The organism is Halanaeroarchaeum sp. HSR-CO (assembly GCF_024972755.1).
GTDB lineage: Archaea > Halobacteriota > Halobacteria > Halobacteriales > Halobacteriaceae > Halanaeroarchaeum.
The window spans coordinates 443780-467480 of sequence record NZ_CP087724.1 but is presented as its reverse complement, the minus strand read 5'-3'; the positions used below and the strand labels follow the sequence as shown (position 1 = coordinate 467480).

24 protein-coding genes are annotated in these 23701 nt (G+C 61.5%); 11 read left to right on the top strand and 13 right to left on the bottom strand.

The window, feature by feature from the left end; translation table 11 throughout:
- Nucleotides 1-85: 85 nt before the first annotated feature.
- A complete protein-coding gene (locus HSRCO_RS02450) occupies nt 86-865 on the top strand; it encodes an HpcH/HpaI aldolase/citrate lyase family protein (RefSeq protein WP_259518811.1) in 780 nt (259 codons plus the stop codon).
- 28 nt (nt 866-893) lie between these two features.
- Here HSRCO_RS02450 and HSRCO_RS02445 read toward each other — a convergent pair whose 3' ends face one another.
- The gene (locus HSRCO_RS02445; protein WP_259518810.1) at nt 894-1271 is read right to left on the bottom strand and encodes a 4-oxalocrotonate tautomerase family protein; all 378 of its coding nucleotides are present in this window, start codon (nt 1269-1271) and stop codon (nt 894-896) included.
- A gap of 588 nt (nt 1272-1859) precedes the next feature.
- Here HSRCO_RS02445 and HSRCO_RS02440 point away from each other — a divergent pair.
- On the top strand, nt 1860-2237 hold the full coding sequence (locus tag HSRCO_RS02440) for a DUF393 domain-containing protein (RefSeq protein ID WP_259518809.1): 378 nt from the start codon (nt 1860-1862) through the stop codon (nt 2235-2237).
- 97 nt (nt 2238-2334) lie between these two features.
- Nucleotides 2335-3033, top strand: coding sequence for a TVP38/TMEM64 family protein (locus tag HSRCO_RS02435; protein WP_259518807.1), 699 nt, complete (start codon nt 2335-2337; stop codon nt 3031-3033).
- 118 nt (nt 3034-3151) lie between these two features.
- Here the strand turns inward: HSRCO_RS02435 and HSRCO_RS02430 are convergent, their stop codons facing one another.
- From HSRCO_RS02430 to HSRCO_RS02420, 3 genes are all read right to left on the bottom strand, one after another.
- Entirely contained in the window at nt 3152-3493 is a 342-nt protein-coding gene (locus HSRCO_RS02430; RefSeq protein ID WP_259518806.1) for a hypothetical protein, read from the bottom strand.
- A 164-nt stretch (nt 3494-3657) separates the two neighbouring features.
- Entirely contained in the window at nt 3658-3936 is a 279-nt protein-coding gene (locus tag HSRCO_RS02425) for a hypothetical protein (RefSeq protein WP_259518805.1), read from the bottom strand.
- A gap of 120 nt (nt 3937-4056) precedes the next feature.
- Nucleotides 4057-4875: an aldo/keto reductase gene (locus tag HSRCO_RS02420; RefSeq protein ID WP_259518804.1), complete on the bottom strand. Its 819-nt coding sequence runs from the start codon at nt 4873-4875 to the stop codon at nt 4057-4059.
- A 167-nt stretch (nt 4876-5042) separates the two neighbouring features.
- Here HSRCO_RS02420 and HSRCO_RS02415 point away from each other — a divergent pair, with 167 nt between their 5' ends.
- Complete coding sequence (locus tag HSRCO_RS02415) at nt 5043-6011, top strand: D-2-hydroxyacid dehydrogenase (RefSeq protein WP_259518803.1); 969 nt, start codon at nt 5043-5045, stop codon at nt 6009-6011.
- 486 nt (nt 6012-6497) lie between these two features.
- Here HSRCO_RS02415 and HSRCO_RS02410 read toward each other — a convergent pair whose 3' ends face one another.
- The 4 genes from HSRCO_RS02410 to HSRCO_RS02395 are packed head-to-tail and all read right to left on the bottom strand — an operon-like array spanning nt 6498 to nt 13094.
- Entirely contained in the window at nt 6498-7241 is a 744-nt protein-coding gene (locus HSRCO_RS02410) for a M48 family metallopeptidase (RefSeq protein WP_259518802.1), read from the bottom strand.
- Nucleotides 7238-10207, bottom strand: coding sequence for a type I restriction endonuclease subunit R (locus HSRCO_RS02405; RefSeq protein ID WP_259518801.1), 2970 nt, complete (start codon nt 10205-10207; stop codon nt 7238-7240). Before HSRCO_RS02405 ends, HSRCO_RS02410 begins: the two co-directional genes overlap by 4 nt.
- A 2-nt stretch (nt 10208-10209) precedes the next feature.
- Nucleotides 10210-11535 carry a restriction endonuclease subunit S gene (locus HSRCO_RS02400; RefSeq protein ID WP_259518800.1) on the bottom strand — a complete coding sequence of 442 codons (1326 nt, stop codon included), beginning with the start codon at nt 11533-11535 and terminating at the stop codon, nt 10210-10212.
- Nucleotides 11532-13094, bottom strand: coding sequence for a class I SAM-dependent DNA methyltransferase (locus HSRCO_RS02395; protein WP_259518799.1), 1563 nt, complete (start codon nt 13092-13094; stop codon nt 11532-11534). The genes HSRCO_RS02400 and HSRCO_RS02395 overlap by 4 nt, the downstream gene beginning before the upstream one ends.
- A gap of 207 nt (nt 13095-13301) precedes the next feature.
- On the opposite strand from HSRCO_RS02395, the gene HSRCO_RS02390 reads away from it, so the two are divergent.
- Nucleotides 13302-13928, top strand: a complete 627-nt coding sequence (locus HSRCO_RS02390) for a hypothetical protein (RefSeq protein WP_259518798.1) — start codon at nt 13302-13304, stop codon at nt 13926-13928.
- Nucleotides 13929-14493: 565 nt separating this feature from the next.
- Here the strand turns inward: HSRCO_RS02390 and HSRCO_RS02385 are convergent.
- The 3 genes from HSRCO_RS02385 to HSRCO_RS02375 all read right to left on the bottom strand — a co-directional run bounded on the left by HSRCO_RS02385 (nt 14494) and on the right by HSRCO_RS02375 (nt 16375).
- Nucleotides 14494-14844: a hypothetical protein gene (locus HSRCO_RS02385; RefSeq protein ID WP_259518797.1), complete on the bottom strand. Its 351-nt coding sequence runs from the start codon at nt 14842-14844 to the stop codon at nt 14494-14496.
- A gap of 136 nt (nt 14845-14980) precedes the next feature.
- Complete coding sequence (locus tag HSRCO_RS02380) at nt 14981-15400, bottom strand: hypothetical protein (protein ID WP_259518796.1); 420 nt, start codon at nt 15398-15400, stop codon at nt 14981-14983.
- A gap of 147 nt (nt 15401-15547) precedes the next feature.
- Nucleotides 15548-16375, bottom strand: coding sequence for a hypothetical protein (locus HSRCO_RS02375; RefSeq protein WP_259518795.1), 828 nt, complete (start codon nt 16373-16375; stop codon nt 15548-15550).
- A gap of 248 nt (nt 16376-16623) precedes the next feature.
- On the opposite strand from HSRCO_RS02375, the gene HSRCO_RS02370 reads away from it, so the two are divergent.
- The 3 genes from HSRCO_RS02370 to HSRCO_RS02360 are packed head-to-tail and all read left to right on the top strand — an operon-like array spanning nt 16624 to nt 17581.
- A complete protein-coding gene (locus tag HSRCO_RS02370) occupies nt 16624-16965 on the top strand; it encodes a winged helix-turn-helix domain-containing protein (RefSeq protein ID WP_259518794.1) in 342 nt (113 codons plus the stop codon).
- Nucleotides 16962-17291: a hypothetical protein gene (locus HSRCO_RS02365; protein WP_259518793.1), complete on the top strand. Its 330-nt coding sequence runs from the start codon at nt 16962-16964 to the stop codon at nt 17289-17291. The genes HSRCO_RS02370 and HSRCO_RS02365 overlap by 4 nt, the downstream gene beginning before the upstream one ends.
- On the top strand, nt 17288-17581 hold the full coding sequence (locus tag HSRCO_RS02360; RefSeq protein WP_259518792.1) for a hypothetical protein: 294 nt from the start codon (nt 17288-17290) through the stop codon (nt 17579-17581). The genes HSRCO_RS02365 and HSRCO_RS02360 overlap by 4 nt, the downstream gene beginning before the upstream one ends.
- On the opposite strand, the gene HSRCO_RS02355 is transcribed toward HSRCO_RS02360, so the two are convergent.
- A complete protein-coding gene (locus HSRCO_RS02355; protein ID WP_259518791.1) occupies nt 17573-18214 on the bottom strand; it encodes a YIP1 family protein in 642 nt (213 codons plus the stop codon). The two genes, HSRCO_RS02360 and HSRCO_RS02355, sit on opposite strands and share 9 nt — an antisense overlap.
- Nucleotides 18215-18377: 163 nt before the next feature.
- Here HSRCO_RS02355 and HSRCO_RS02350 point away from each other — a divergent pair, with 163 nt between their 5' ends.
- The 3 genes from HSRCO_RS02350 (at nt 18378) to HSRCO_RS02340 (ending at nt 21552) form a co-directional block, all read left to right on the top strand.
- Nucleotides 18378-19031 carry an AIM24 family protein gene (locus HSRCO_RS02350; RefSeq protein ID WP_259518790.1) on the top strand — a complete coding sequence of 218 codons (654 nt, stop codon included), beginning with the start codon at nt 18378-18380 and terminating at the stop codon, nt 19029-19031.
- 651 nt (nt 19032-19682) lie between these two features.
- A complete protein-coding gene (locus HSRCO_RS02345; RefSeq protein WP_259518789.1) occupies nt 19683-20594 on the top strand; it encodes a S49 family peptidase in 912 nt (303 codons plus the stop codon).
- Entirely contained in the window at nt 20581-21552 is a 972-nt protein-coding gene (locus tag HSRCO_RS02340) for a DUF4350 domain-containing protein (protein WP_259518788.1), read from the top strand. The genes HSRCO_RS02345 and HSRCO_RS02340 overlap by 14 nt, the downstream gene beginning before the upstream one ends.
- A gap of 166 nt (nt 21553-21718) precedes the next feature.
- Here the strand turns inward: HSRCO_RS02340 and HSRCO_RS02335 are convergent, their stop codons facing one another.
- Nucleotides 21719-23503: a PAS domain S-box protein gene (locus HSRCO_RS02335; RefSeq protein ID WP_259518787.1), complete on the bottom strand. Its 1785-nt coding sequence runs from the start codon at nt 23501-23503 to the stop codon at nt 21719-21721.
- Nucleotides 23504-23701 lie beyond the last annotated feature (198 nt).

Below are 23701 nucleotides of genomic sequence, written 5' to 3'. Positions count from 1 at the left end.
CGACGAAGATAAAACCTGTCACAGAGTCTAAACTTGGTGGGCCGACGGCCGAACCGATATGGTGGTCGCCAGCGATGGCCCGTCCATGGACAGTCCGACGCTTGCGAGCGCATTCCGCGAAGGCACGCCGCTGCTCGGCGCCTGGTCGATGACCGCACAGCCAGTCGTCCTCGAGGTACTGGCCGGCGAGGGCTTCGACTTCCTCGTCGTCGACGGCGAACACTCCGAGAACACCATCGCGGATCTCGCGATGGGCGTCCGCACCATCGACGCCGTCGATACGGCGACCGACTCGGTGGTCCGGGTGAGCGGCCCCGACCGCGCCGAGATCCGGCGAGTCCTGGACTTCGGCCCCGCGGGCATCGTAATCCCCCAGATCGAATCTGCCGAAGCGGCACAGCGGGCCGTCGAGGCGACTGCCTATCCGCCAGACGGCGTCCGGGGTGTGGCCGGCGGGCGGGCCTCGGGGTACGGCACCGACCTTTCGAAAGCGGTCGCGACCGCCAACGAGTCGGTGGCGACCATCCTGCAGATCGAGACCGAGGGCGCACTCGAGGACGTGGAGACGATCGTCGAGATCGATGGGCTCGACGCGGTGTTCGTCGGACCGGCCGATCTCTCTGCCCGCCTGGGCGCGTTCGGCGACTTCGACGCCGAACCGTTTCGCGAGGCGATCGACCGGATCGTGGCCGCGGCCCGCGGCGCCGACGTCCCCGTGGGAACGCTCGCGACGGGCATCGATACCATCGAAGCCCGATGGAACGAGTGGGACGTCGACTTCCTGGTCGCCGGGACGGACGTCGGGTACCTCCGGCGCGGGGCAGCGGCGTACCTGGACCGCTTCGATCGGTCGAAAACCCGGTGAGCGTCGGCGTTGGCCCCGCGTTCGTGGCCTACTCGGCCGCCGATTCCGACCAGTCGTCGCCGACCCGGTCGGCGCCCATCATCTGGTGGCCGTCGTGTTCGGTCACGACGACCTTCTGGTTCTCGGTGGGAACGTCGAAGGTCTCGTGGACGAGGTCGATGATCTCGAGCGCGAGCTCGCGCTTTCGGTTCTCGGTGCGACCCCGTCGGATGTCGGCCTTCAAGACCACCCGACGCTCGCCCTCCGCCCGCCCGAGAAAGAGCGAGACGTCGTCGCGCACCGCCACCGCGGTGTAGCTGGTGTCGGCGTCCATCCGGTCGGCGTACACCTCGGCGACGCGCCGTTCGAACGCGGCGGCGTCGTCCGCGGCGATGGGGAAGTCGGCGTCGAACTGGAGATATGGCATGGCTACGCTCTCGAATAGCGGGCGCCCCGATTAAGAAGATGTAGCCTGGTCGGCTGCGTCGGGAGCTGCCGTCGATTCGGTCGCCGCGGTGCAGTCCGCGCACGGTCGCCGCTCTACAGTCACTCGACGGTGGTCATCGGGACAGACGTCCCCTCGGTGAAACGGATGGGATGATGAGCACGAGGTTCCGCCATCCGTCGTCGCAGGTACCCGGATGGGCACGGCGGTGCCGCCGGGTCGTCGGTGGGACAGACCGACGTTGGCTGGACAGGGCGGGACCGAGGCAGTAGTCCGCACCCCCACGCTGGCACCGTGGGCCTGGGCAACGGGCACCACGTCGGCACCAGCACTCGATAGCAGTGGCAGGAAATACATATGTCTTGTGTATAGCGAATACCAACGTCATTTAAGCATATTACGTCCCCAGGGGATGAACTCCTTCGTTGTTTCGTGGTGTTTGTGGACGTATGGTCTATTTCGTCCTCGGTGCCGGTCGATGCGTGCCCGTTCGTGATAAACCGCTGTGAAGGCCCGTCCGCACGGTGTACGAGCGTGAGACCCATACGCCAGCAGCCCCAATCCCGAACGATGACGAACGCGACGCTCGTCTACGATGACGACTGCGGGTTCTGTACGTGGTGGGCGGACTTCTTCGCGGCCAATTCCACGGTCCGAATCGTCGGGTTCTCTCGGCTGACACCCGAACTCGAGGAGCGACTCCCGGTGGACTACGAGCGATGTGCGCACGTCGTCACCGCGGACGCCGTCTACTCGTGCGGCGAGGCGGTGGAAGTGGCGCTCCGTCGGGCGAACCTGGTCCCCGAGTGGATTCCGTGGACGGGCCTCGACCAGTTCGGGCCGTACGTCTGGGTTCGCGAGCGGGGCTATCGGTGGATCGCCGACAACCGCGGGCGCCTGGGGAAGATCGTCTCGAAGCGGCCGCCGGCGAGACGGACGGATCGGTGAGGGCGGGCCCACATTCAAATAGTCGGGGTTCGTTCCGTCGGGACACGTTGATCCGTTCCACGACGAGCGACACCCGCCTGCGTGGTCCCTTTTAACCATGGACCGTGAGTCCAGCCCGAGGATATTCGTCTCCAGGGCCGCGAGAAATCGGTTCATCCTCCACGCCATCGTGGTGACCGTCGTCTTCGTCGCCCTCGTCGTGCTCTTCAGAGCCCGTCTGGGGGTACTGACCGACTCGCGGGCCATCCGGACGACCGTCACCGAATTCGGGCGACTGGCGCCGCTCGTCCTCATCGCATTGCAGGCGATCCAGGTCGTGGTCGCCCCGATCCCCGCCCAGGCACTCGCCGCCGTCGCGGGGTATCTCTTCGGCCCCTGGTGCGGGACGCTGTACAACATGATCGGCATCACCATCGGGAGTACCGCTGCTTTCTGGCTCTCCCGTCGGTTCGGGCGGTCGTACGTCGAAGGCGTGATCGACGAGACCACGCTCGCCGCAGTCGACGACTACGTCGAGCGACACGGCCTCGTGAGCCTGTTCGTCCTCTTTTTGATACCGGGGCTGCCGGACGACGCGCTGTGTTTCGTCGGCGGACTCACACAGATTCCGCTGTGGAAACTCGTGGTCATCGCCACCGTTGGCCGGGCGCCGGCGTTCTTCCTCGTGAACGTCTTCGGCGATATGGTCGCGCAGGGGAACGGCCACTCGGCCGTCGCCCTCCTGGCCGTCATCGTGGGACTCTCGGTGGCCGGGTATCTCGGTCGCGACCGGATCATCCGGTTCTTCGGCGAGTGACCGACGAGCAACGGGCCGACGTGGCGACGTCCGTGGCCGGCCGACGGGGTGGCGCCGTGACCACGCGACTCCGTGAGGGGATCCGGACGAGGACCGAGCCCCGAAAGCGACGTGTCGTTCAGCGCCCGAGGAGTTTCGAGACGAGCGACGCCACCGTTCCGGTGGTCGACCCCGAGGAGGACCGGTCGGCAGGGGCTGCCTGTCGCTCCGCGAGGAGGCGTTCGTAGTGGTCGACGATGGACTGGCGGCGACGGTCCTTCCGCTCGAGGTCGGCCTCGAGTTCGTCGACTCGTTGCTGTAGTGCGGCGATTCGTTCCCGATTTCGTGGCGCGCGTTCCCTGGGCGGGCGGTGGGTGGAACCACCGGTCGACGTCCCACGGGACCGGACGTCGGCCTGCCATCGATTCCACTCCCACTCCTGCTCGCCAGAGACGCTCGCGACTGGGCGGTCGGTTTGCATGGGACCAGGTAACACGTATCAGGCGAAAGCGCATAACTGTACGTCAGACGGATGACATTCCATCGGGCCGGCATCGCGCCCTCGACAACGAAAGTGTGCCGACAGGACGGCGTCGATGGCGACGGTCTCGAGCGCGATTGGCAAAAGCGAGAGCAGCCGTCCCGTCAGTCGGCGTCGAGTGCGGCGGCGATCGATTCGAGTTCGTCTTTGCGGAACGGGCGACCGGTATCGTCGGGCGAATCGTCGTCGGCGCGACCGATCTTCCACAGGATACCGGCTCGCATCCGGGGTTTCGACGGGAGTTGATTCGGATCGATGTCGTACTCCACCGCCTCGCAGATCGCCGCGAGTGACTCTTTGGTGAAAGCCGTCGATTCGATCCGCTCGTACCGTCCCACCGCGAGACGGATCTCGTTTCTGAGGTCGTCGACCGTGTGGCCCATACGGAGCGCGAGGAGTGGGCCCACCCTCATCATTTCGGTCCATCTCACCCCTGCCTCCGGGTTCTCGGCGAGTGAGAGCAACCGGCGACGAGTGACTGGCCGAGCCCCGCGACCAGCGGCTCAGAGGCCGAATTGTCCGCGCACCATCGCGATGCCCGCCTTGAGAACCGACGGGTTCGTGATTCGGTCGTGCTCCTCGCGTGTCAGTCGGAAGTCGAAGACGTCGATGTTCTCCGCGAGATGGGCGCTCGTCGTCGACATCGGGATGGTCATGACGTTCTCGTGCTGGGTGGCCCAGCGGATGGCCACCTGTGCGCTCGTCTTGTCGTACCGGCGACCGATCTCAGCGAGTCGAGGGTTGCCGACGAGCCCGCCGTTAGCCAGCGGACTGTACCCGGTGAGCAGGACGTCCTCGGTCTGGCAGTAGCGCAGGAGGTCGCGCTGTGGCCACCAGGGATGGAACAGGACCTGGTCGGTGACGATCGGTGCCGCGGAGAGCTCCCGCGCGCGGTCGAGGCGGTCGCGCCCGAAGTTGCTCACGCCGATGTGTCGGGTGTAGCCCCGTTCGCGGGCGCGGTTCAGCCCGTCCATCACGGTCTCGAGGTCGGCGAGGGGGTGGGGCCAGTGGATGAGGAGGAGGTCGACCCGATCGACGCCGAGTCGCTCCAGGCTCTCGGCGGTCGACGCGACGATGGCGTCGACCGATCGGTTCGACGGGTGGACCTTCGTCGTGAGAAAAATTTCGTCGCGGTCGACGGCCGACGCCGCGATGGCCCGCCCCACCCCTCGTTCGTTCTCGTATGCCTGGGCCGTGTCGATATGTCGATAGCCGAGGTCGAGCGCCGTCGACACCGCATCCTGGGCCGTCTCGGTCTCCATCTGCCAGGTGCCGAGGCCGACCGCCGGGACCGACTCGCCCGCGTGGGTGACGTACTCCATCGTCCCGTGTCGACGTGTCCGAGCGTTGAATATTCTTCGTGTGTCCAACCGGTCCGGGCGGCGCGATTCGGGACCGGCACACAAGGACTAAGGTGGGGTCTTTCGTCCTGCAATCCATCCGGCCAGCCCGCAGTCGTCGACCTCGATCGCGGTCCCACCCACCACTCATGCCCGAAACCGACATCCTCGTCCTGCGAGAGGGAACGGAAGGCCTCTCGATGGAATCGTACGCCGAGACGCTCCGCGAAACGCTCCCCGACCGGACCGTACGGCTCGCGCGGACGCCACAGCAAGAACGGGCGTTCATCCCCGACGCGCGGGTCGTCACCGGGATCACGCTCGACGACGCCCTGCTAGACCGCGCGGCGAACCTGGAACTGTTCGCCTGCACCTTCGCCGGAACCGACCACGTCCCCGTGGACGCGTTCGCCGCGCGGGGGGTCGCCGTCACGAACGCGGGCGGCATCCACGCCCCCGGCATCGCCGAACAGGCCATCGCGAACATGCTCGTGTTCGCCCGCCGCCTCCACGAGGGGTGGCGCCGCAAACAGCGCGCCGAGTGGCGCCACTTCCAGTCCGGCGAGTTCACCGGGAGTACCGTCACCATCGTCGGTCTCGGGTCGATCGGCCAGGCGATCGCCCAGCGATTGGAGGGCTTCGAGGTCGAGACCATCGGCATCCGGTACACGCCGTCGAAGGGCGGGCCGACCGACGAGGACGCCGGCTTCGAGGAGGACGCGATCCACGACGCACTCTCTCGCAGCGAGTACGTGGTCCTGGCCTGCCCGCTGAACGATCTCACCCGGGGATTGCTCGGCCCCGAGGCGTTCGCGACGATGAAGACCGACGCCGTCCTCGTCAACACGGCCCGCGGTGGCATCGTCGACACCGACGCGCTCGTCGACGCGCTCCAGACCAACTCGATCCGCGGGGCGGCACTCGACGTGACCGACCCCGAGCCGCTGCCCGCCGACCACCCGCTCTGGACCCTGGAGAACTGTCTCATCACGCCACACACGGGCGGGCACACGCCCAGACACTGGGATCGCCTCGCCGACATCCTCGCCGAGAACGTACGGCGACTGGAGTCGGGCGAGGCCCTCCAGAATCGGGTCCGCGCCCCCGATTCGGACTGACGGTCGGCCCCGTTCGGAAGGTCCGGCGCTCGAAGAGCGTTTGTTGATCGTCACGTCAGCGAATCTCGAGTATTAGAGACTCGCGTCTGAGGTTCTTTCATGCTCCCAGCACTGGAGGCCGTTCCAATGGCGTTTGAGATGGTTTCCAAGATGGTCAGTACGGTCGATAACTTCGAGGAAGGAGGATCTGTCTTCGGTTTTTGGGTGGGAGGGGTTCAGCCTATCAGGCCAACTTTGCGGTGATCTCTGGCGAGTACACAGATGAGCGTCGGATCGATAAGGACCCTCAGAACAATACTGCTATCCAAGAAGTCCGCCGCATCGAATCCGAGCTTTGCTACCCATTTTGGAGTACCGGCTACGCCAGCTCCCATTCGATCTCTGCCCGGTAATATCGGCAGGTCTGGTATTCAGTAATTCTTTACGGAAAGCAGGGTTCTCACCGCCACGGATGTCCCTAGGGAACTCGGAAAATCCCATTAGCACTCAAACCGCCAGAGTGTTCCCGTTCACCCTGAGCCATTCTCTGCGATCCTCGTAATCAGGAATGAGCGCGCCAACGGTGTTCCAGAACGAGTCGGAATGCTCATTGTGTACTGCGTGGGCCATCTCGTGAGCGATGACATAGTTCTGGATTCGCACAGGTGCCTGCACGATTCGCCAATTGAGCCAAACCGTTCCATCAGCAAACTCCCCCCACCGGCCATCTATTTCTCCCACCTCTACGGGCACGTTTTCGAGTCCCAACCGTGACTCGAAACGCACTGCTCGTTTGGGAAGTTCCTCTTTGGCACGGTTGATGTACCAGTCCACGACCGCCTGACGTTTTCGTCGGATACTGATATCGTCCGCCTCGGCATCCAAGCGGTGGACTCGAAGTGTAAACGTCTGGTCGTCGAACGCCAACTCTGGTTGGTCGACATCTGCCTCGATGACTTCTAAGGGATACTGTCGACCTCGATATTGAAGCTTCTCGCCAGTCAGGTACTCTTTCGGATACGGTGGCCCTTCCTGCTCTTTCAATCCGTAGAGTTTCTCAAGCAACCAATCATGTCGCGATTCAAGCACCTCCTCGACATCATCCACCGTTGCCGTCATCGGTGCAGTCACCGTCAGCTCCAGCGAATCATCGATCGAGAGGCTCATCGTCTCCCGATTTTCGGACCAATCGATCGTATATGGGATGACCGTCTGGCCGATATGGTGGCGGCGTTGCAGTCGTCCACTCATTGATAGTGAGCCCTCGCGAGTTCGACGACGCGGTTAGTCATCTCCTTGCGTTCATCAGCCGTGAGATCGATTTGGGAGCGGTACAGTTCACGCGTCACTTCCTTCCGCATTTTATTCTGGAGGTGAGTCCGTTCCTTCCATTCTACCTTCGTCACGAATTCTTCAACAGTTCCGACCAAATCCGCAGTGAGCTCAACGAGATCTTCTTCCCCTGCATCGTGTTCCTCCAGAACCTCTTCAACTGCATGGTAGAACGAGAGGTCGGTCTCGTCTCGGAGTCCCTTCCGTCGAGCAACTTTATCCCGCGACCGAATTTCGTCCATCAGTTCCCGAAGCTCCTCGATGGTTTCCCGCTCGCTGAACCGGCCCTCTCGGTACTTCTCGATGAGCTCCTCCAGCCGTTCACGAAGCGACCCGTATTGGACTGGATCCTCGTCGAACCGGACGTTGATCTCGTGCTTGATGGCATTCTGCATCTCACTCGCCCTGGCTTGGTCGTCCTCTAGGTCTTCAAGTTTCGCGTCGTATTCCACCTCGTCCATTATCGAGACAGGCTCGTCGTTCAATATCTCGATGCCCTGTGAGGTGATGTGGTCTTGGATGAGCTTTCGTACCTTGGCTCCTGCACCGTCCAGGTTCATCGTCTCATCGCGGTAGCGTTCCTTTGCTTTCCCGAATATGGTACTCAGTTGTTCCAAGTCGTCGCGGTAGGGATTCGCCATCGGGTCCGGGAGGACGATATCCATCAGTTTCGAGAAGCGCTTGAACGCGTTCTTGAACTCGATGCGGCGATCCTCGGGTTCGAGTGACTGGACACATGCCTCCACGTCGTCGAGGTCGTCGAAGAACGAGACCGCCTTGCTGTGGGCCGCCTCAAGATCCGGTTGTTTGTCCTCGACTGGGACCATCGCTCGCTCGACGTCTTTCGAACTGAACATCGCGAGCGCTTCTTTCAGTTCGTCCGAGACGCCGTAGTAGTCGATGATGAGCCCGTGGGTCTTCTCCTCGAACGGTCGGTTCACTCGAGCGATCGCCTGCAAGAGACTGTGCTCACGGAGGGGCTTGTCCAGGTACATCACCTGTGCCACCGGCGCGTCGAAGCCCGTCAGAAGCATGTCGCAGACGATGAGTAACTCGACTTCCCCGTTCGGGTCGACGAACGACTCCTTGTACTGGCTCTTCTCGGAGTCGCTGGGCGTCCACTGCTTGATGTGTTCCGGGTCGTTGTGACCCTCAGAAATGACGACCCGCGACTCCGGCCCGTTCAGGTCGTCAAGTGTCTCCTTGTAACGGATCGCCGCCTCCTTGCTGGTGGTGACGACCATCCCCTTGAACGGCGGCGGAACGTCGTCCTCGAAATGCTCGACGATGTCCAAGGCAACCCGATCGACGCGCGGTTGCGCCTCGGCGAGGTCCTGCGTGCGGGCGTAGCGCTTCTGAATCTCTGCTTTTTCCTCCTCGGTTTTTTCCGAGAAGATCCGGTCGAATAGCCGATCCAGCGTCTCACCTTCGAGGTGGATATCGGCGAGACGGCCCTGGTAGAGGATTTCGACCGTCGCGCCGTCCTTTAGCGATTGGTCGATGGTGTACGTGTCGATGTAGTTGCCGAACGTCCGGCGGGTGTTGCGCTCGTCCTTCTCGATGGGCGTCCCAGTGAACCCGACGTAGAATGCATTGGGGAGTGCGGTCCGCATGTTGTTCGCGAGTTCTTTGTCCTGCGTCCGGTGGGCCTCGTCGGCCATTACGTAGATATTCTCGTTCCGCGAAAGCACAGGAAACTCGTCTTCATCGTCCTCGTCGTCGGTGGCCTGGAATTTGTGGATGAGCGTGGTGATCGTCTCGCCGGCATCGTACCTGAGGCGCTCACGGAGATCTGGGATATTTTGGGCCTTCTTTGGATTCGGGAAGCCACAGCGTTCAAACGTCGCGTGAATCTGGTCGTTGAGCGCCCGCCGATCGGTGACGAGCACGAGCGTCGGATCATCCTTGAGACGGCGGAGCTTCAGCGCGAGGAACAGCATCGTGAGCGACTTTCCCGATCCCTGGGTGTGCCAGACGACGCCACCATTGGCCTCCCGCTGCCCTCGTTTGTCGATCCGTTCGAGAGCCTTCCGGACCGCCCGGTATTGCTGGTAGCGAGCGACCATCTTCGTCGTCCCGCTCTGGCGTTCCTCGAACACCGTATAGTGTCGCAGTAGATCGAGCAGGCGCTCAGGTTCGAACAACGCATAGAGCATCCGGTACTGATCGGGGAGGTACCCATCGAGGTCGTACAATTCGATGAGTTCGTCGTCCTCCAGCGGGTAGGCGTCACGCCAGGGCTTGTACTGGTCCTTCGGTGTCCCATAGGTACCCATCACCGCCCCCTCCATCCAGATGGCGACCGAGAACAGATTGTACCGGAAGAGTTCTTCTGCGCCTTCCGCCTCGCCATCGCGCTCGTTCTGATAACGGGTGAGCTGGTCGAGTGCTTCGGACTTCGGTTCGGGTATCTGTGGGCTCTTGGCCTCGACAACACCCAGCGGGATGCCATTGACGAATAGCACGATATCGGGCTTGACGATTTCGATAGGGCCTTCGACACGGAACTGGTTGAGCGCGAAGAAGTCGTTGTTCTCGGGGTTCTCGAAGTCGATGTACTGGACCGTCTGGTGTTGCTTGCCGTGTCCGAGATCCTGTTCGACGGAGATGTGACGGATGAGTTTCTCGTGGATCTGCTCGTTCTCATCCATCGTGCTCGTGGCGGCGACCTGCTGGATCTCGCGGACGGCTTTATTCAGGTTGTTCTCGTTGAGCCACGGATTCAGACGTTTGACGGCGTCGCGTAGTCGTGGTTCGAGTACAGCCGAGGACTGGGTCTCGCGGGGGTCAATCCAAGTAGTCCGTTGTTGGTCGACGACCTCCCAACCGAGTTGCTGGAGTGCGTCGAGGGCAGGACGCTCGGACTCGGCGTACTCGTTGGCCATAGTTAGTCGGTATTGACCCGGACTTTCCCAGTAAGGAGGTCTTGCATAAGGCCTCGTTTGAGTTCTTTGAGATTCTGTTTTGTATCCCGTTCTTGGCTGATTTTCTGATCGACAATTTCCAGTATTGATACGATTTTCTGTTGTTCGGCAATTGGGGGGAGCGGAAGAAGAATGCTGGCATACTCGCCGGTGTTGATGTTCTCTTGTGCTCCTTGTCGCGTTATTCGAGATACCCAGCGGTCATAGTTGTCTGTTTGCGTGAAATAAAAAACAAACTTTGGAAGAATACGTTCCTGATCTAGTTGGAACCGAATCAGATACCCCGCATATGCCGCTTCAGGATAGTCTTCCTGATACAATAGCGTCTTCCCGACTGTAGCCCCTGTCCTCGCAAATAGCAGATCGCCGTTTTGTAGTTCGTATCCCTCAGATTGTAGCCGTGAGATGCTTTTTGGGTCATCTTGCTTTAGATGACCATCATCAGCGATATCTGTAATTCGAATGTATCGAGGCTTTTCAGAATCGAAGTCCTCGGCGCTGGCATTTACTCCGTATGCCGAAGCCACAGTAAGTTCACCTAGTCGTTCAGCTTCCCACCTTTCCGGAATCTGTCCGACAGTCGTCTGATCTAAACCGGTGTTGACACCACCTGGCTTGTCGGCCAGCTCTTCTGGACCGAGTATTCGATCATGTTTGACCGCACCGCGATGGAAGAGATCATGAAGCAATCCTTCACGAAGTTCCCTATGTTTCTCAATAATCTCGTCTGTCTGCTGAATCTGCTCGTCTACCCTAGAGAAGATATTGGCAATTCGATGTTGTTCGGAGAGTGGGGGGAGTGGAACGAAGGTATCCTCAAATGTAGACTTCCGGATGTGTTTCATCGTACTCCCCTGAACCCGCATTTCAAGAAGGTCTAAGTTATGATCTAAGAGGTAGTATAGAAAGTCTTCAGAAACCCTCTCCGACGGTGCTACCTTGAAGATATGCTGATTTAGGAGCGCTTCAGGCCCATCCCAGATAAACACGCCTAACGTTGCAGACCATGAAACCAATAGATCGCCCTCATGGACAATATATCGGTCTTTTATCTCACCTTTATAGTAATTCGTTTCTTCACCTGCAGAATTTGTTAAATTCTGGATGCGGATAATTGGCCTTCCCTCATTAGACCAGTCAGATGATTTAAATCCATATCCATTTAAATACTCTCCAAGCTCACCAAGTTGAGTTTTCTCCCAAGCTTCGGGGATTTCTACTTTCCGAGGCCCCAAGTGAACCTGTTTATAGCCCTCAGCAGCACCTTCCTCAGATATCGCTTCATTCATCGGTATTCCAACTCCTCCATGTACTGCTGCAATTCCTCGTCTGTCTTCGCACGCTCCTCGGCCAGCCGGTCCAACTCACGGAGCTTCTGACTCACGTCGATAGGCTCCTCGGGTTCGGTCGTGTCGACGTAGCGAGGCACGTTCAGGTTCCAATCGTTCTCCTCAATTTCTTCAAGATCAACAAGTCGACTGTGATGGTCCTCCTCGCGCCCAGTCTGGTACGTCTCCGCAAGGTACTCGACCCCTTCGTCGGTCAATTGATTCTGGTTCGAGAGTTCCTCGAACACCTGCACGTCCGACTCACGAAGCGTCTGATCCTCGGCGTAAATGAAGTGGACCGTGCCCTCGCGTTCCTCGGGCTTGTCCTTGTTCAGGATAAGGATACAGCCAGGCGACGACGTGTTGTAGAACAGGTTCTCCGGTAAGGCGATTACCGCTTCAACTAGGTCATTCTCCAAGATCGGTTTCCGTATCTTCTTCTCCGAGCGCGATCGGAACAGCACGCCGTTGTCCATGACGACGCCCGCTTTTCCGGTCTCGTTAAGCGAGGCGATCATGAGCTGAATCCACGCCCAGTCACCACGGTTCGACGGCGGCAGTCCGTACGGGAACCGATTATACGGCTCATTCTCCTCGACCCAGTCTTTGTTCCACTCCTTCTGGTTCCACATCGGGTTCGCGATGACCCGATCGAACACCTCCAGTTCGTCGTGCTTGGTGACGAGTTTGGGGTCGGTGATAGTGTCGCCCTTCTTGATCTGGGCGTCGTAGAGCTCGTGCAACAGAACGTTCATCTGCCCGATGGCCCACGTGTTCAGGTTTTTCTCCTGGCCATAGAGCGAGATGTCCTCCATATCGCCGCCCTGCTCACGGATGTGCTCGGCCGAATAGATGAGCATCCCGCCAGAGCCAACACAGGGGTCGTAGACCCGGTCTCCCGGCTCCGGGTTTACGCACTTGACGATGAGGCGAACCACTTCCCGCGGCGTGTAGAACTCGCCACCCTTCTTCCCGGCGTCGTCGGCGAACTCGCGGATGAGGTACTCGTAGGCACGCCCGAAGATGTCGGGGTCTTCGAGATCTTCGTTCCGGTAACGGTGCTTCGAGAAGTGTGAGACGAGATCCGAGAGGAGAGAGTCTGGCAGTCGCTCCTTATCGTTGAAGTCGACTGTCGTGAGCACGCGGTCAGCGATTGCGTCGTTCTCGTCCTCGATCGCGGCGAGGGCCTTGTTCAGTGCCGCCCCAATGTCCGTCTCCTGGCCCTTGATGTGGTCCCAGCGTGCGCGCTCGGGAATCCAGAATTCCTCGTGGAGGTCCCGGTCCTCTCGAGCAGTCGCTTCCGCTATCCCGAGTTCTTCGGCGACCTCTTCGGTTTCCTCGTCGAAGCGGTCGTTGGCCCGTTTGAGAAAGAGGAGTCCGAAAATGTAGTTTTTGTAGTCAGCTGAATCAATACTCCCCCGTAGTTTGTCCGCAGCGGCCCAGAGATGCTTTTCGAGCGTAGCGAGTTCGAGTAGATCGTCGTCCGTTCCAGGCAACGTTGCCTGGTCCCTTCCAGCCATGGGTCAGGGAACACGGTCCGGGGTAATAACACCAACGTCGCAACCCATCAGGAGAAGTCGGATCTATAGGGTCATCGATCAGCCGTGTGCCCACTTCAATCGTGACTGGAACGATGAGGTACGCAGGAGTATGGAATACGGCGATGTCGGTCAGAACGCCCCGGTATAGAATTCATTACATAATACCCGGAGGCCGTATTCAAAAGCATGGCTGAGGAGTGGTTCCAAAGTGGCGATACGGTCGAGGTCGAACTCGCTTTCCGGGACGGGACGTGGTATCTCGATGACTCCGAGGTGAATGGGGAGACGGTTTGTCTATTCACGGACGGAGATGGCCCGGATGAACGAAGTCCGCAAACAGTCTCGGCCCGTGTGAAGAAGTATCGCCAAGGAGTGAGCAGCGACACGAACTACCTAACCCTTCGACGGTTAGAGGAGGACCATGCACCGACTTCCACGAAAGTGCATCCGTCTTCAAAACCAAAACCCAGCAAAGTGAGAAATGAACCGAACGGCGGAGTAGAGGGTTCGTATCCAGAACGACGACTAACCCAGTTCCGTGGAAACGGTGACGCTGTAACTGTCGAAGGAAACATCGAGGGCATCGAATTCGTCAATCAGAATCACTCCAAAATGCCAGCCTTAAAGGGAGTTCTCGGAGAACGCGGATCTGCGAAAAAAGTGCCGTTCGTCGTAGAGAACGGTGTTTCCCATCCGTATTTTGATCCAGGTGGCCGATTTCGTTTCGTTGGTGTCATCGACCACAAGTACAAGCGGGATGGTGAGATTCAGGCACTAATAACGGATACCACGGAAATCCTCGAAATGGATTGATCGCGAATCCGACGTTGGCTACCTTTGGCAAATATGTGTGATGACGGTGTTCGAGAGGAGGTTCGCGGTCAGCGGGCATCAATCGGCAGGAATTTGTTAGTAAATCGACTAAATCGTTTTCTCGGAAGTCCCGAGGAAGGAAGGCCCTGGTCGGATTTCGCACGGATTCAACAAACTGGGCCAAAGGTGATTCCTTCTACCATTAGACAGATGCGATGAAGCAGGCAACCCAACTCATTGTTCAAGGGATAGGGGAATATTGGACTGGAATTGTCACAATTTCACCATCAAATTACCGGTCAAAATTCTATAAGCGATTCGAGTAAACCACCCAATCAGCTCTCGCATCTGGTCCACATCGTGTTCATTGACTATCGCAAATTCCGGTGGTCCCCAACGGAATACGCCCACTCGACCGGTCAGGGCGGGTTGAAAGTACCGCAGTGCTATCTCGTGTTCCCCAATACGATTTGAACTAGCGGAAGACTTCCAAAATTCAAATCCCCGTCCGCTTTGCTGTCCACGGTACGGTCACAGCAAAAGCGGCCCCAAAGAACAGCCCCGATCACCCAATATGGCTCCCCAGAACGGCGCCCCCGACGAGACACCCGAGCAGGGCCCCGTACAGGAGCAGATGCACCGGACTCTCCGGCCGGACCACCACCTCGATCGCGAGCATCCCGCTCCCGTAGGCGAGGAGGGCGCCGGCGACGAACGGCCGAATCGCGACACCGCGCAGGACGCCGACCGCGAATCCCAGGCCGACGGCGAGCGCCCCCACCAGGACCAGCGTGAGCGGCGCGCCGACGATCTCGGCGAGGGCGCTCCAGTAGACCGCGCGGGGCGGCCAGAGGACCCACCCGGCGAGGAGAACGAAGGCCCAGCCGAATCCAGTCTCCCTGAGCGTCCGGTGCATACGGTGACCAAGGAGCGCCATCGTGGTAAACGGTTCGAGCGGGTAGTGGTGCCGATCGTCGAGGCGAGACCCACCGACCGGTGTCGATAGGGGTGGACCCGTCTCGTTCCGCCCCCACGCCGACACCAGACCGAGACTACCGGCGCACCCAATGCTCGACCAGTCCCGCGGCCGTCGCCACGACCGCGATGCCGACCCAGAGCAGGACGTACCACCCGAAGGGCGTGGGATCGACCGGCGTCAGCCCGTCGCGGACGACGGCCCAGGTCCCAGCGGCCGAAAGGCACAGGGAGCCACCGATCAGGAGTGCCGGGGCGACCGACCGCCATGTCGCGTAGCAGACGCCGGGGATGGCGCCCAGGAGGATCATCCCCGAGAGGACGTACGCGAGGAATGCCGGTTCGGTCGCGAGCAGCCGCCCGAACCCTTCGAAGCCGAAGCCCGTCCAGAGGGACGCGGCGATGACCGCGTGGACCGCTCCCGTCGCCACCCCGGCGCGGATCGGACGATCGAGCAGGGAGACCGCCGATTCGCCCGCGATCAGTCGGTCGTCCATACTGGCCCTACAGAGCGGCGGTGGATACCGATTGGGGTCGTTGGAAGCGGGGCGGGATCGACGACGATCGACGGGCCGCGAACGCGGGGGCCACGGTCGACCGCGTTGTGACGGGCCGGCGGCCGTCGGCCACTCGTCCACCCGCCGTCATAGTTCGGGAGCGGGTCGTTGCTGGGGGGCGCTCTCGGCGGCGATCTCCCGGTAGAACGCGACGGCGAAGACCGCCAGGAAGGTCCCGAGGACCACCGTGAGCAGGCCGCCGACGAGGCCGACCCCGGCGAACCAGGCCAGCGGTGGCGTTTCGGTGGTCAGCGTCGCCATCGAGGTGGGCGAGGCGAATACCGAGAGGACGGCGACGAAGAGGCCGAATCCGATCGCGATGGCACCCGCGAGGAGTGAATACCCGAGCGTCGCGAGGAGATTCCGCCGGACGACGCCGAAACTTTGTTTGAGGCCGCCGATGGCCCCGTGCGCGTCGACGACGATGGCCTGCGAGTAGAACTGGACGAAGAAGTTGAACAGGAGATACCCCACCAGCGCGAGCAGGCCGATCGCGGCGACGGCGACCGACGCGCCGCCACCACCGCCGTCGCCACCGACGTAGGCCGCCCCGACTCCGAGGAAGAACGCGAAGAAGACGGCGATGCCGAAGACGACGTTCGCCGCGAGCAGGAGGAGGTAGGCGCCGAAGATCGAGAGATAATTCGATTTGCCGGCCGACAGGAAGGTTCCGAGCGACGTCGATCCGTCCAGCGCTTCGTCGGCCATCCCGATGATGCCACCCTGGAAGAACGGGATGAGGAAGACGAAGACGGCCGTGAGGCCCAGGGAGAGAACGACCGCGAGGAGCGGGTCGAGGAGTTCGGCGGCGAACGACGGCGCCTGCAGGAGGACCAGGGCGATCAGCGGGAGGGCGATGCCGGGATTTCGCCACACGGCACCGGGAGTCTGTCTGAGGGCGGTCAGGACGGCCATGGTGTGTCCGAATCGTCGGCCGTGGATCGCATATAGCCCGAGGACCTGTTTCAGATCGAGAAACCGCCCGCGAGCACCCGACGTGTTTCTGGCTCTGAAACGCTACATCCCCTAATTTATGGGATGGGGACGTACGTTCGATCGCCGGTTCCGCTGACCCGGCCCTCCACCCCCTGCTGTCGGCCCGGTTCGCCCGCCCACGAACGCACCCAAATTCATTTTACGACCGGACGATGAACGGACTCGTAATGGACGACGACGAGGCAGCGATACTCGACGTCGTCCACGACGAATACGCACGGGAGATCCTGCAACTCGTCTCCGAAGAGCCCCAGTCCGGCCCGGAACTCATCGAGACCATCGAGGCGTCCAAACCCACCATCTATCGACGGCTATCCCGGCTGGAAGACCTCGAACTCGTCGCGGCACAGGTCCGGCCACGCGAGGACGGTCATCAACGGAAGGTGTTCGTTGCAGACGTCGACGCAGTCCACGTTCAATTCGACGACGGTCGCGTCTCAGTCGACGTCGATCGGTCCCCGGACGACGCTGTCGACCGCTTCACGAAACTCGTGAGTGAGCTCTCATGATAGCTGCCAGCACCCTCGCCACCGCGTCAGCAACGTCACTCCCGATAGCGATCCTGGCGTTGTTCGTGCTGGGTGGTGCAGTCCTGTACTCGATTCGCATCGCGTCCACGCTGGTGGCGCGGTATCGAGCCGCGGAATCCAGCGAAACCGGATACGTGGCCTTCGGCTTGCTCTTCCTCACGACGGTGCCGATCGTCCTCCGATTCGTGCTGGCGAGCGTGGGTGGAATCCCCGGCGACGTCATCGACATCGTGACGGCACTGAGCGAACTGGCCGGCTTGACGGCGATCCTCGTCGCGATCTACGAACCGGGAGGAAACCGATGATCGAGACCGCACTCACGACCACGCTGGCAGCGATACTCAAGACACTCGTCGTCCTGCTGGGCGCGTTCCTCTCGCTGCAGGCCTACCGCGGCTATCGGCGGCACGGAACACCCGCGATGCGGTACCTGTCGATCGGGATATTTCTGTTGACCGTGATCCCGGCGGCACTCATCTTCGGACTGCAGTGGCTGGCCGTCGCGTCGGACGCGGAGACGCTGTTGCTGGTGGCGGTAACGTACGTTCTCGGTCTCGCTGCGATCGACGCCGCGTTCGATCGCGGTTCACAGTAACACGAGCTTCGCGAATTCGAAGACGGCGACCGGCAGGACTGCGAGAGCGGCCTGTGGCCACGTCACGTCACGGACCGCCCGGAGCATACTCCCCCAGAGCCAGAGCGACCAGACCATCCCCACGGAGTCGACCATCCGGGCCCCGCGAACGAGTGTGGTCTCCTGGACCTGACGGACGAAGATGTCGCTCTCGGCGGGCGTCGTCGGCGCCGGCGTGATCTGGGCGCTCCCGATCATCGCAACGAGCCACACCAGTCCGGTCAAAAACCACGGGAGAAAGCCCCAGCCCGTCAGGAGAAACACGTCTCGGAATTGCCCGTCGTTCGAGAACGGCCAGGTCCCACCGTGGAAAATCGCGGCGTAGCCGACCCAGTAGACGAAGACGTGACCGAAACTGACGAGCGCACCAGCGACGGTGATGGCCGGGAGTTCGACCCGCAGAATCGAGGTGACGTACGCGAGCGTCGAGGAATCACCGATAACGCTCATCGAGACGAGGAGCAACTGCCCGCCGAGCGTGATCGATCCCGTCGCTATCAGGACCAGGAACGGACCGAGAACGCCAAGATCAGCCCGTTCCCGCTCGAAAAAGCGCCGGGGGGCGAACAGGAGCGAAGAGACCCGAAAGACCATGCAGATTTTTTCACGGTTGCTCTCCCTTAGCAATTACTACTCCCGCGACGAATTCCCAGGAGGCCCGCAGTCGTTTTCTGCTCGTGAAACAGCACGCGACACTTCATACCTGAAGACGATGAAGCCTGACGTAGAGTCACCGTGAAACGGGCTCTGTGAAATCATGGATTTCGAACGATTCAAACGAACCCACGCCCCGACGGACAGTCAGGACACGTTCCAACTCGAGAACAGTTACACCCTCGACGTCGCCGTCGACGGCACCATCATGGCCAAAGTCGGGTCGATGATCGCGTACACCGGGGATCTCTCGTTCACCGGCAAGGCGTCGGCCGAAGGAGGAATACGTGGCTTCCTCAAGCAAGCAGCGACGAACGAGGGCACGCCGATCATGGCCGTCGAGGGGCACGGCCACGTGTACCTCGCCGACCACCAGAAGAAAGTCCAGATCCTCGAACTCGGGCCCGACGACTCGGTGTCCGTGAACGGCGAGGACGTCCTCGCGTTCGAATCGGGGCTCTCCTACGAGATCGACACCATCGACAGTCTCGCCGGCGCGTTCGCCGGGGGACTCACGAACGTCTACCTCGAGGGGCCCGGTCGGCTGGCGATCACGACCCACGGGGACCCGCTGGTCGTCGAACCGCCGGTCTCGACGGACCCGAGCGCGACCGTCGCGTGGAGTGGGACCACACCAGCTGTCGAGGTCAACAAGAATCTCTCGGATATGATTGGCCAGGAATCCGGCGAACGCTTCCAGATGAACTTCACCGGTGGTGACGGCTTCGTGGTCGTCCAGCCCTACGAGGAGCGCTGACCGGCCTCGTCAGTCGCGTCCGGCCCCGATCGCTCGGCGACGCTCGGCGACGATATCGACGTCTCCGTTCGTGTCACCGAGAGCCAGCACCACGGGCTAGCTGGCCGAACGAATGAATCGACCTCGAGTAGCAGAGATAATTTATGGGGTGCTCCGACCCAACTTTTCGCGATTCGACCAGAGAGAACGAGCAATATCGGGTCGTGTGGAGAGCCATCAGTGCAGACACGTGCTCACTCGGGCCAAAACGACAGTTGGCACGCGGTACCAGGATCGAGAGACGAGATCGAGAACTCGGTCGGTGCGCTCGAGGGATTCTCTCGCGGCCACCGATTTGATCGTCGCCCGCCGGGAGCCACCCCTCGATGGGCGTGTGAACGGACGACCCACGCGACCGTGAACGAAAAGTAGCGCCCGAAACCGGACGACGGTTGCCGGGCGTTCGAAGCGCGGCCGGCTCTGCCCGATAGCTGACCGCAGGCCATCGAGTGACGTGCAAATGGCACAGACGCACCCGGTCGGGTCGCCGGGAGGGCGAAACCCAATCATCGGCGACCGGTGATCGATTGCCAGCACTACCGAGCACTGTTTCACCGTTTGAAACTGCGGGGGCCATTATAGGTGGCCCTGACCGGATCCGTGATATGCGGAATGAGCAATCGAATCGACACGTATCTTCGGAAGGCACTGTCCTCGTACGCGGTCCTCGCCGTGATAGCCATCGTCCTCGGCGCGATGGTCGTCCCTCCAGCAATCAACGCGGCTGCCGGCCCGGACGGCACCGTGGCAGTAGTCACCATCGACGAACCCATCACCGGTGGGACTGCTGACCAAACCGTCCAGGAACTACGAGAAATACGTCAGAACGATTCCATCGATGCCGTCGTCCTCCGCGTCGATAGCGGTGGCGGTGGCGTCACTGGAAGTGAAGCCCAGTACAGAGCCGTAAAACGCCTCGCCGCCGAGAAACCAGTCGTGACGAGCGTTCGGTCGATGGCTGCCTCGGGGGCGTATTACACGATACTCCCGAGTGACGAGATCTACGCCCAGCCCAGTTCGATGGTCGGCCACGTGGGCGTCATCGCCTCCTTCGGCGGAACCGAGGGCGTCCCGGCGTCGATGACCTCTGGTCCCGACAAGGCATCCGGTGCGACCGCCGACGAATATCGGGCCCAACTGGAGACGCTCAAACAGTCCTTCGTCGGGACGGTCGTCGAGGAGCGTGGCGAGGAGATAACGCTCTCGCGAACCGAGATCTCGCAGGCGAAAATCTACACCGGTGCCGAGGCAGCGACCAACGGCTACGTAGACGAAGTCGGCGGCATCGAGATGGCAACCAACGAAGCGGCCTCCCAGGCCGGACTCGACAGCTACGAGACGACCCATCGTGATCCAGCCTCGATGACTGGATTGCTGTCGCTGCTCGGCGCCGAGGATCCGTCAGAGCGGTCGACATCGCTGTTCGCGACCCCTGGCGTCGATCGGGTCCGGTACCTCGCGATCTGGGGAACGCCGACGACCACCGATAGTTCGACGGAGGTGCTCACGAATGCGAGCCAGTGAAATCGGCAAACGCCTGGGCGTCGTCGTGGTCATCGCCCTCCTCGTCGGGGCTGGACTGTCCATGCCGCTGCACGGTGGACAGCTGACGACGAGCGACGACTCGTTCTCGGTGCCGACTCATCAACCCGATGCGATTCTCGCCACCGAACCAGCTGAAACCGGTTCCATAGCGGTCGACGCCGACGGCGAATCGAAACACGTCGTCGTCGACGTAGGGCACGCAAACGACATCGAACGGGCGTCACTCGCCCCGATGATCGAGGCACTCACCTCGAGTGACCACTCCGTGTCGTTCTATCGAGGTGAGCGCCAAGCGACGCTCAACGACACGCTGCGGACGGCCGATGCGTTCGTCGTCGTCTCCCCCGAAGAGCCGTACACCGCAGCACAACGAGCGGGACTCGAAGCGTTCGCCGACGCAGGTGGGCGGGTGCTGTTGGCTGGGGAACCGCCGAGCCAGGGAAGCGCGTTGAGTTCACTACTGGGGATGTCGAGCATGCAGTCCTCGCCGGCACCGATGACTGGTCTGGCGTCGTCGTTCGGATTCGCGTTCGGTGACGCCTACGTCTACAACCTCGAGTCCTACGACGTCAATTACCGAAACGTCTTCGCGACGCCCACTGACACGGCCGCCATCGGAACCGAGGCCGGACAGGTGACCGTCCACGAGGCGACGACGGTCCAGGGCGGAACACCGCTGTTGACGACCAGTGACTCGACGAAACTCTCGAGCACGCGGGCCGCCGACACCTACCCGGTGGCCGCGCGAAACGACTCCGTCGTCACGCTGGGCGACGCGTCGCTGTTGGACCGGGAGTGGGTGCAGCGGGGTGACAACGAAGTCTTCGTCTCGGCCGTCCTGGAATTCCTCGTCAGCGGCGACAAGGACCCGGGTGCCCCGACTAGCCCCGATTCGCCGTCGTCGTCCGGACCCTCGTCGCCGACTCGAACGCCGTAGGCCGCTCGGCGGTTCCGGCTGAGACACTCGGCCACCGAATCGATAGTCGGGTTCAGCCACTATCGGAGTGAACGATCCCTCGATCCTCCACGGCCCTCCCGGGACAGACGAGTCACTCTGATGAGACAGTGTTCTATCGTGATGACGAACGGCCCGTCGCGACCCCTCAACGCCGTGGCAAGGTGATCGTCACGACACTGCCACGCGGGTCCTTTTCGTCGAAGGTCAACGCACCGTCCGCCCGGTCGACGATGAGTTTTACCAGCCAGAGACCGAGACCACTGCCGTGATACAGCGGTTCGATGTCCTGGTCGATCCGGAGGATATTCTGATCCATGGCCGGGATACCCGGCCCGTCATCGGCCACGCTGACTGCTACCGTCTCGGGCTCGCAGTCGACGCCGACCACGACTTCTGGCTGGTCCCGGTCACAATGTGTTACCGCATTTGTGATCAGTTCCTCGATTGCCCGGATGAGTCTCGTCGTGGTCGTCACCGTACAGTCCGCTGGGGAATCGACCTCGATGGTCACCGCCGGATGCTCCGCGGTGATCGACGAGACAGTGGCCTCGATCAGATCCGTGAGATTGGTCGGCCTGCGGCGGGGGGTTTTCGACAGGATTCGAGTGATTTCCCGCTCTTTACGAGCCGTCGACACGAGGTCTTCACCACGATCCAGGATCGCGTTTGCGTACTGGCAGACGCGGTCATCGGTCGTGTGTTCCCGGATCGTTTCGGCGTACCCGAGGACGACGTTCATGCTGTTGTTTACGTTGTGACGGAGGACGCGGTCGACGACCTGTAATTGCTGGTCGCGGGCCCGAACCTCACTGATATCGCGAATCGCGGCCACGACGCCGATAATCTCGCCTCCAGGGTCCTCCAGCGGGAAGACGATGCTTCGCACCGGGACGGCGGCGCCATCGATCGGCGTCGTCTGGTGTTCGAAGGTGACGGAGTCCCCGTTCAGCGCCCGTTGGATCCAGGGCTGAATCTCCTCGATCGTGCTCGGATCGAGGATCGCGTCCAACGTCATCCCCTTGACGTCGTCGGGCAGTCCGTGGTGCTCGCGAAACCCCTCGTTCGCGAAGACAAGGCTCCCTTCCGCATCCACGGCCACGATCCATTCGCCTGCGTTCTCGATGGTGTACTCGTACTGCTCGAGTTTGCGCTGACGGTCTTTCCGCGTCGTAATGTCACGCTGGTTCACGACGATGCCCTGCACGCTGGGGTTATCGAGACGGTTGCTGCCGACACTCTCGAGCCAGACCCAGGACCCGTCAGCGTGGTGGAAACGGAACTCGACTCTCGGTCCAGGGCCGGACTCCGCGACCAATGCCGCCATCTGGGCCGCCACCTCCTCACGGTCGTCGGGGTGGACGTACTGCAGTGGATCTTCGCCGACGAGTTCCCCCTGTTCGTACCCCAGCATCGCTTCGACGGTCGAGTTATTGTACTGAATGTGCCCGTTCTCGTCGATGACCGTTATCAGATCCCGAGACTGCTCGACGAACGCGTGGAACCGTTCTAGCTCGCGTTTGCGTTCGGTCCGCTCGGTGACATCCCGGACGATAGCGACCGCGTATCGGTCCCCGTCGTCCTCGTAGGCGTTGACCGAGAGTTCGACCGGAATCCGACTCCCGTCGCGGTGGGTGGCGCGGAGTTCCAGCGTCCGTCCAAGTGCCCGCCCAGTCCCCGTTTCGACGAACGTCTCGAAGCCGTCCTCGATCCGGTCTTCGTACTCCGCCGGGGCGAGCAGGTCGTGGACGTCGGTCCCGATGGCGGCCGATTTACTGTGGCCGAAAATGTGCTGGGCACCCTCGTTCCAGAAGCGAATTCGCCCTTCGAGGTCGATCACGACGATGGCGTCCCACGCGTTTTCCGCGACGGCCTGAAGACCGCCCCGGAGCGGTTCCACGCTTGGCGTGTTCTGGGACGCGTCTTGCTCCATCCTATACCGCTCGGGAGGGAGGAACGCAGCCTATATCTTTCCATTGTTCGCGGGCACGACACCGCAGTCCGACCCGAGGGGGCCGCTGCCCGGTGCTACGGTAGTCGACTACGTACCCGACGCGTGGCCGGCCGACCGTTGCCACCCGGGTTCCGGAGCCCGTTCGAAGCTGTTCGAGAGCGGCGCTCTCTCCGCGAC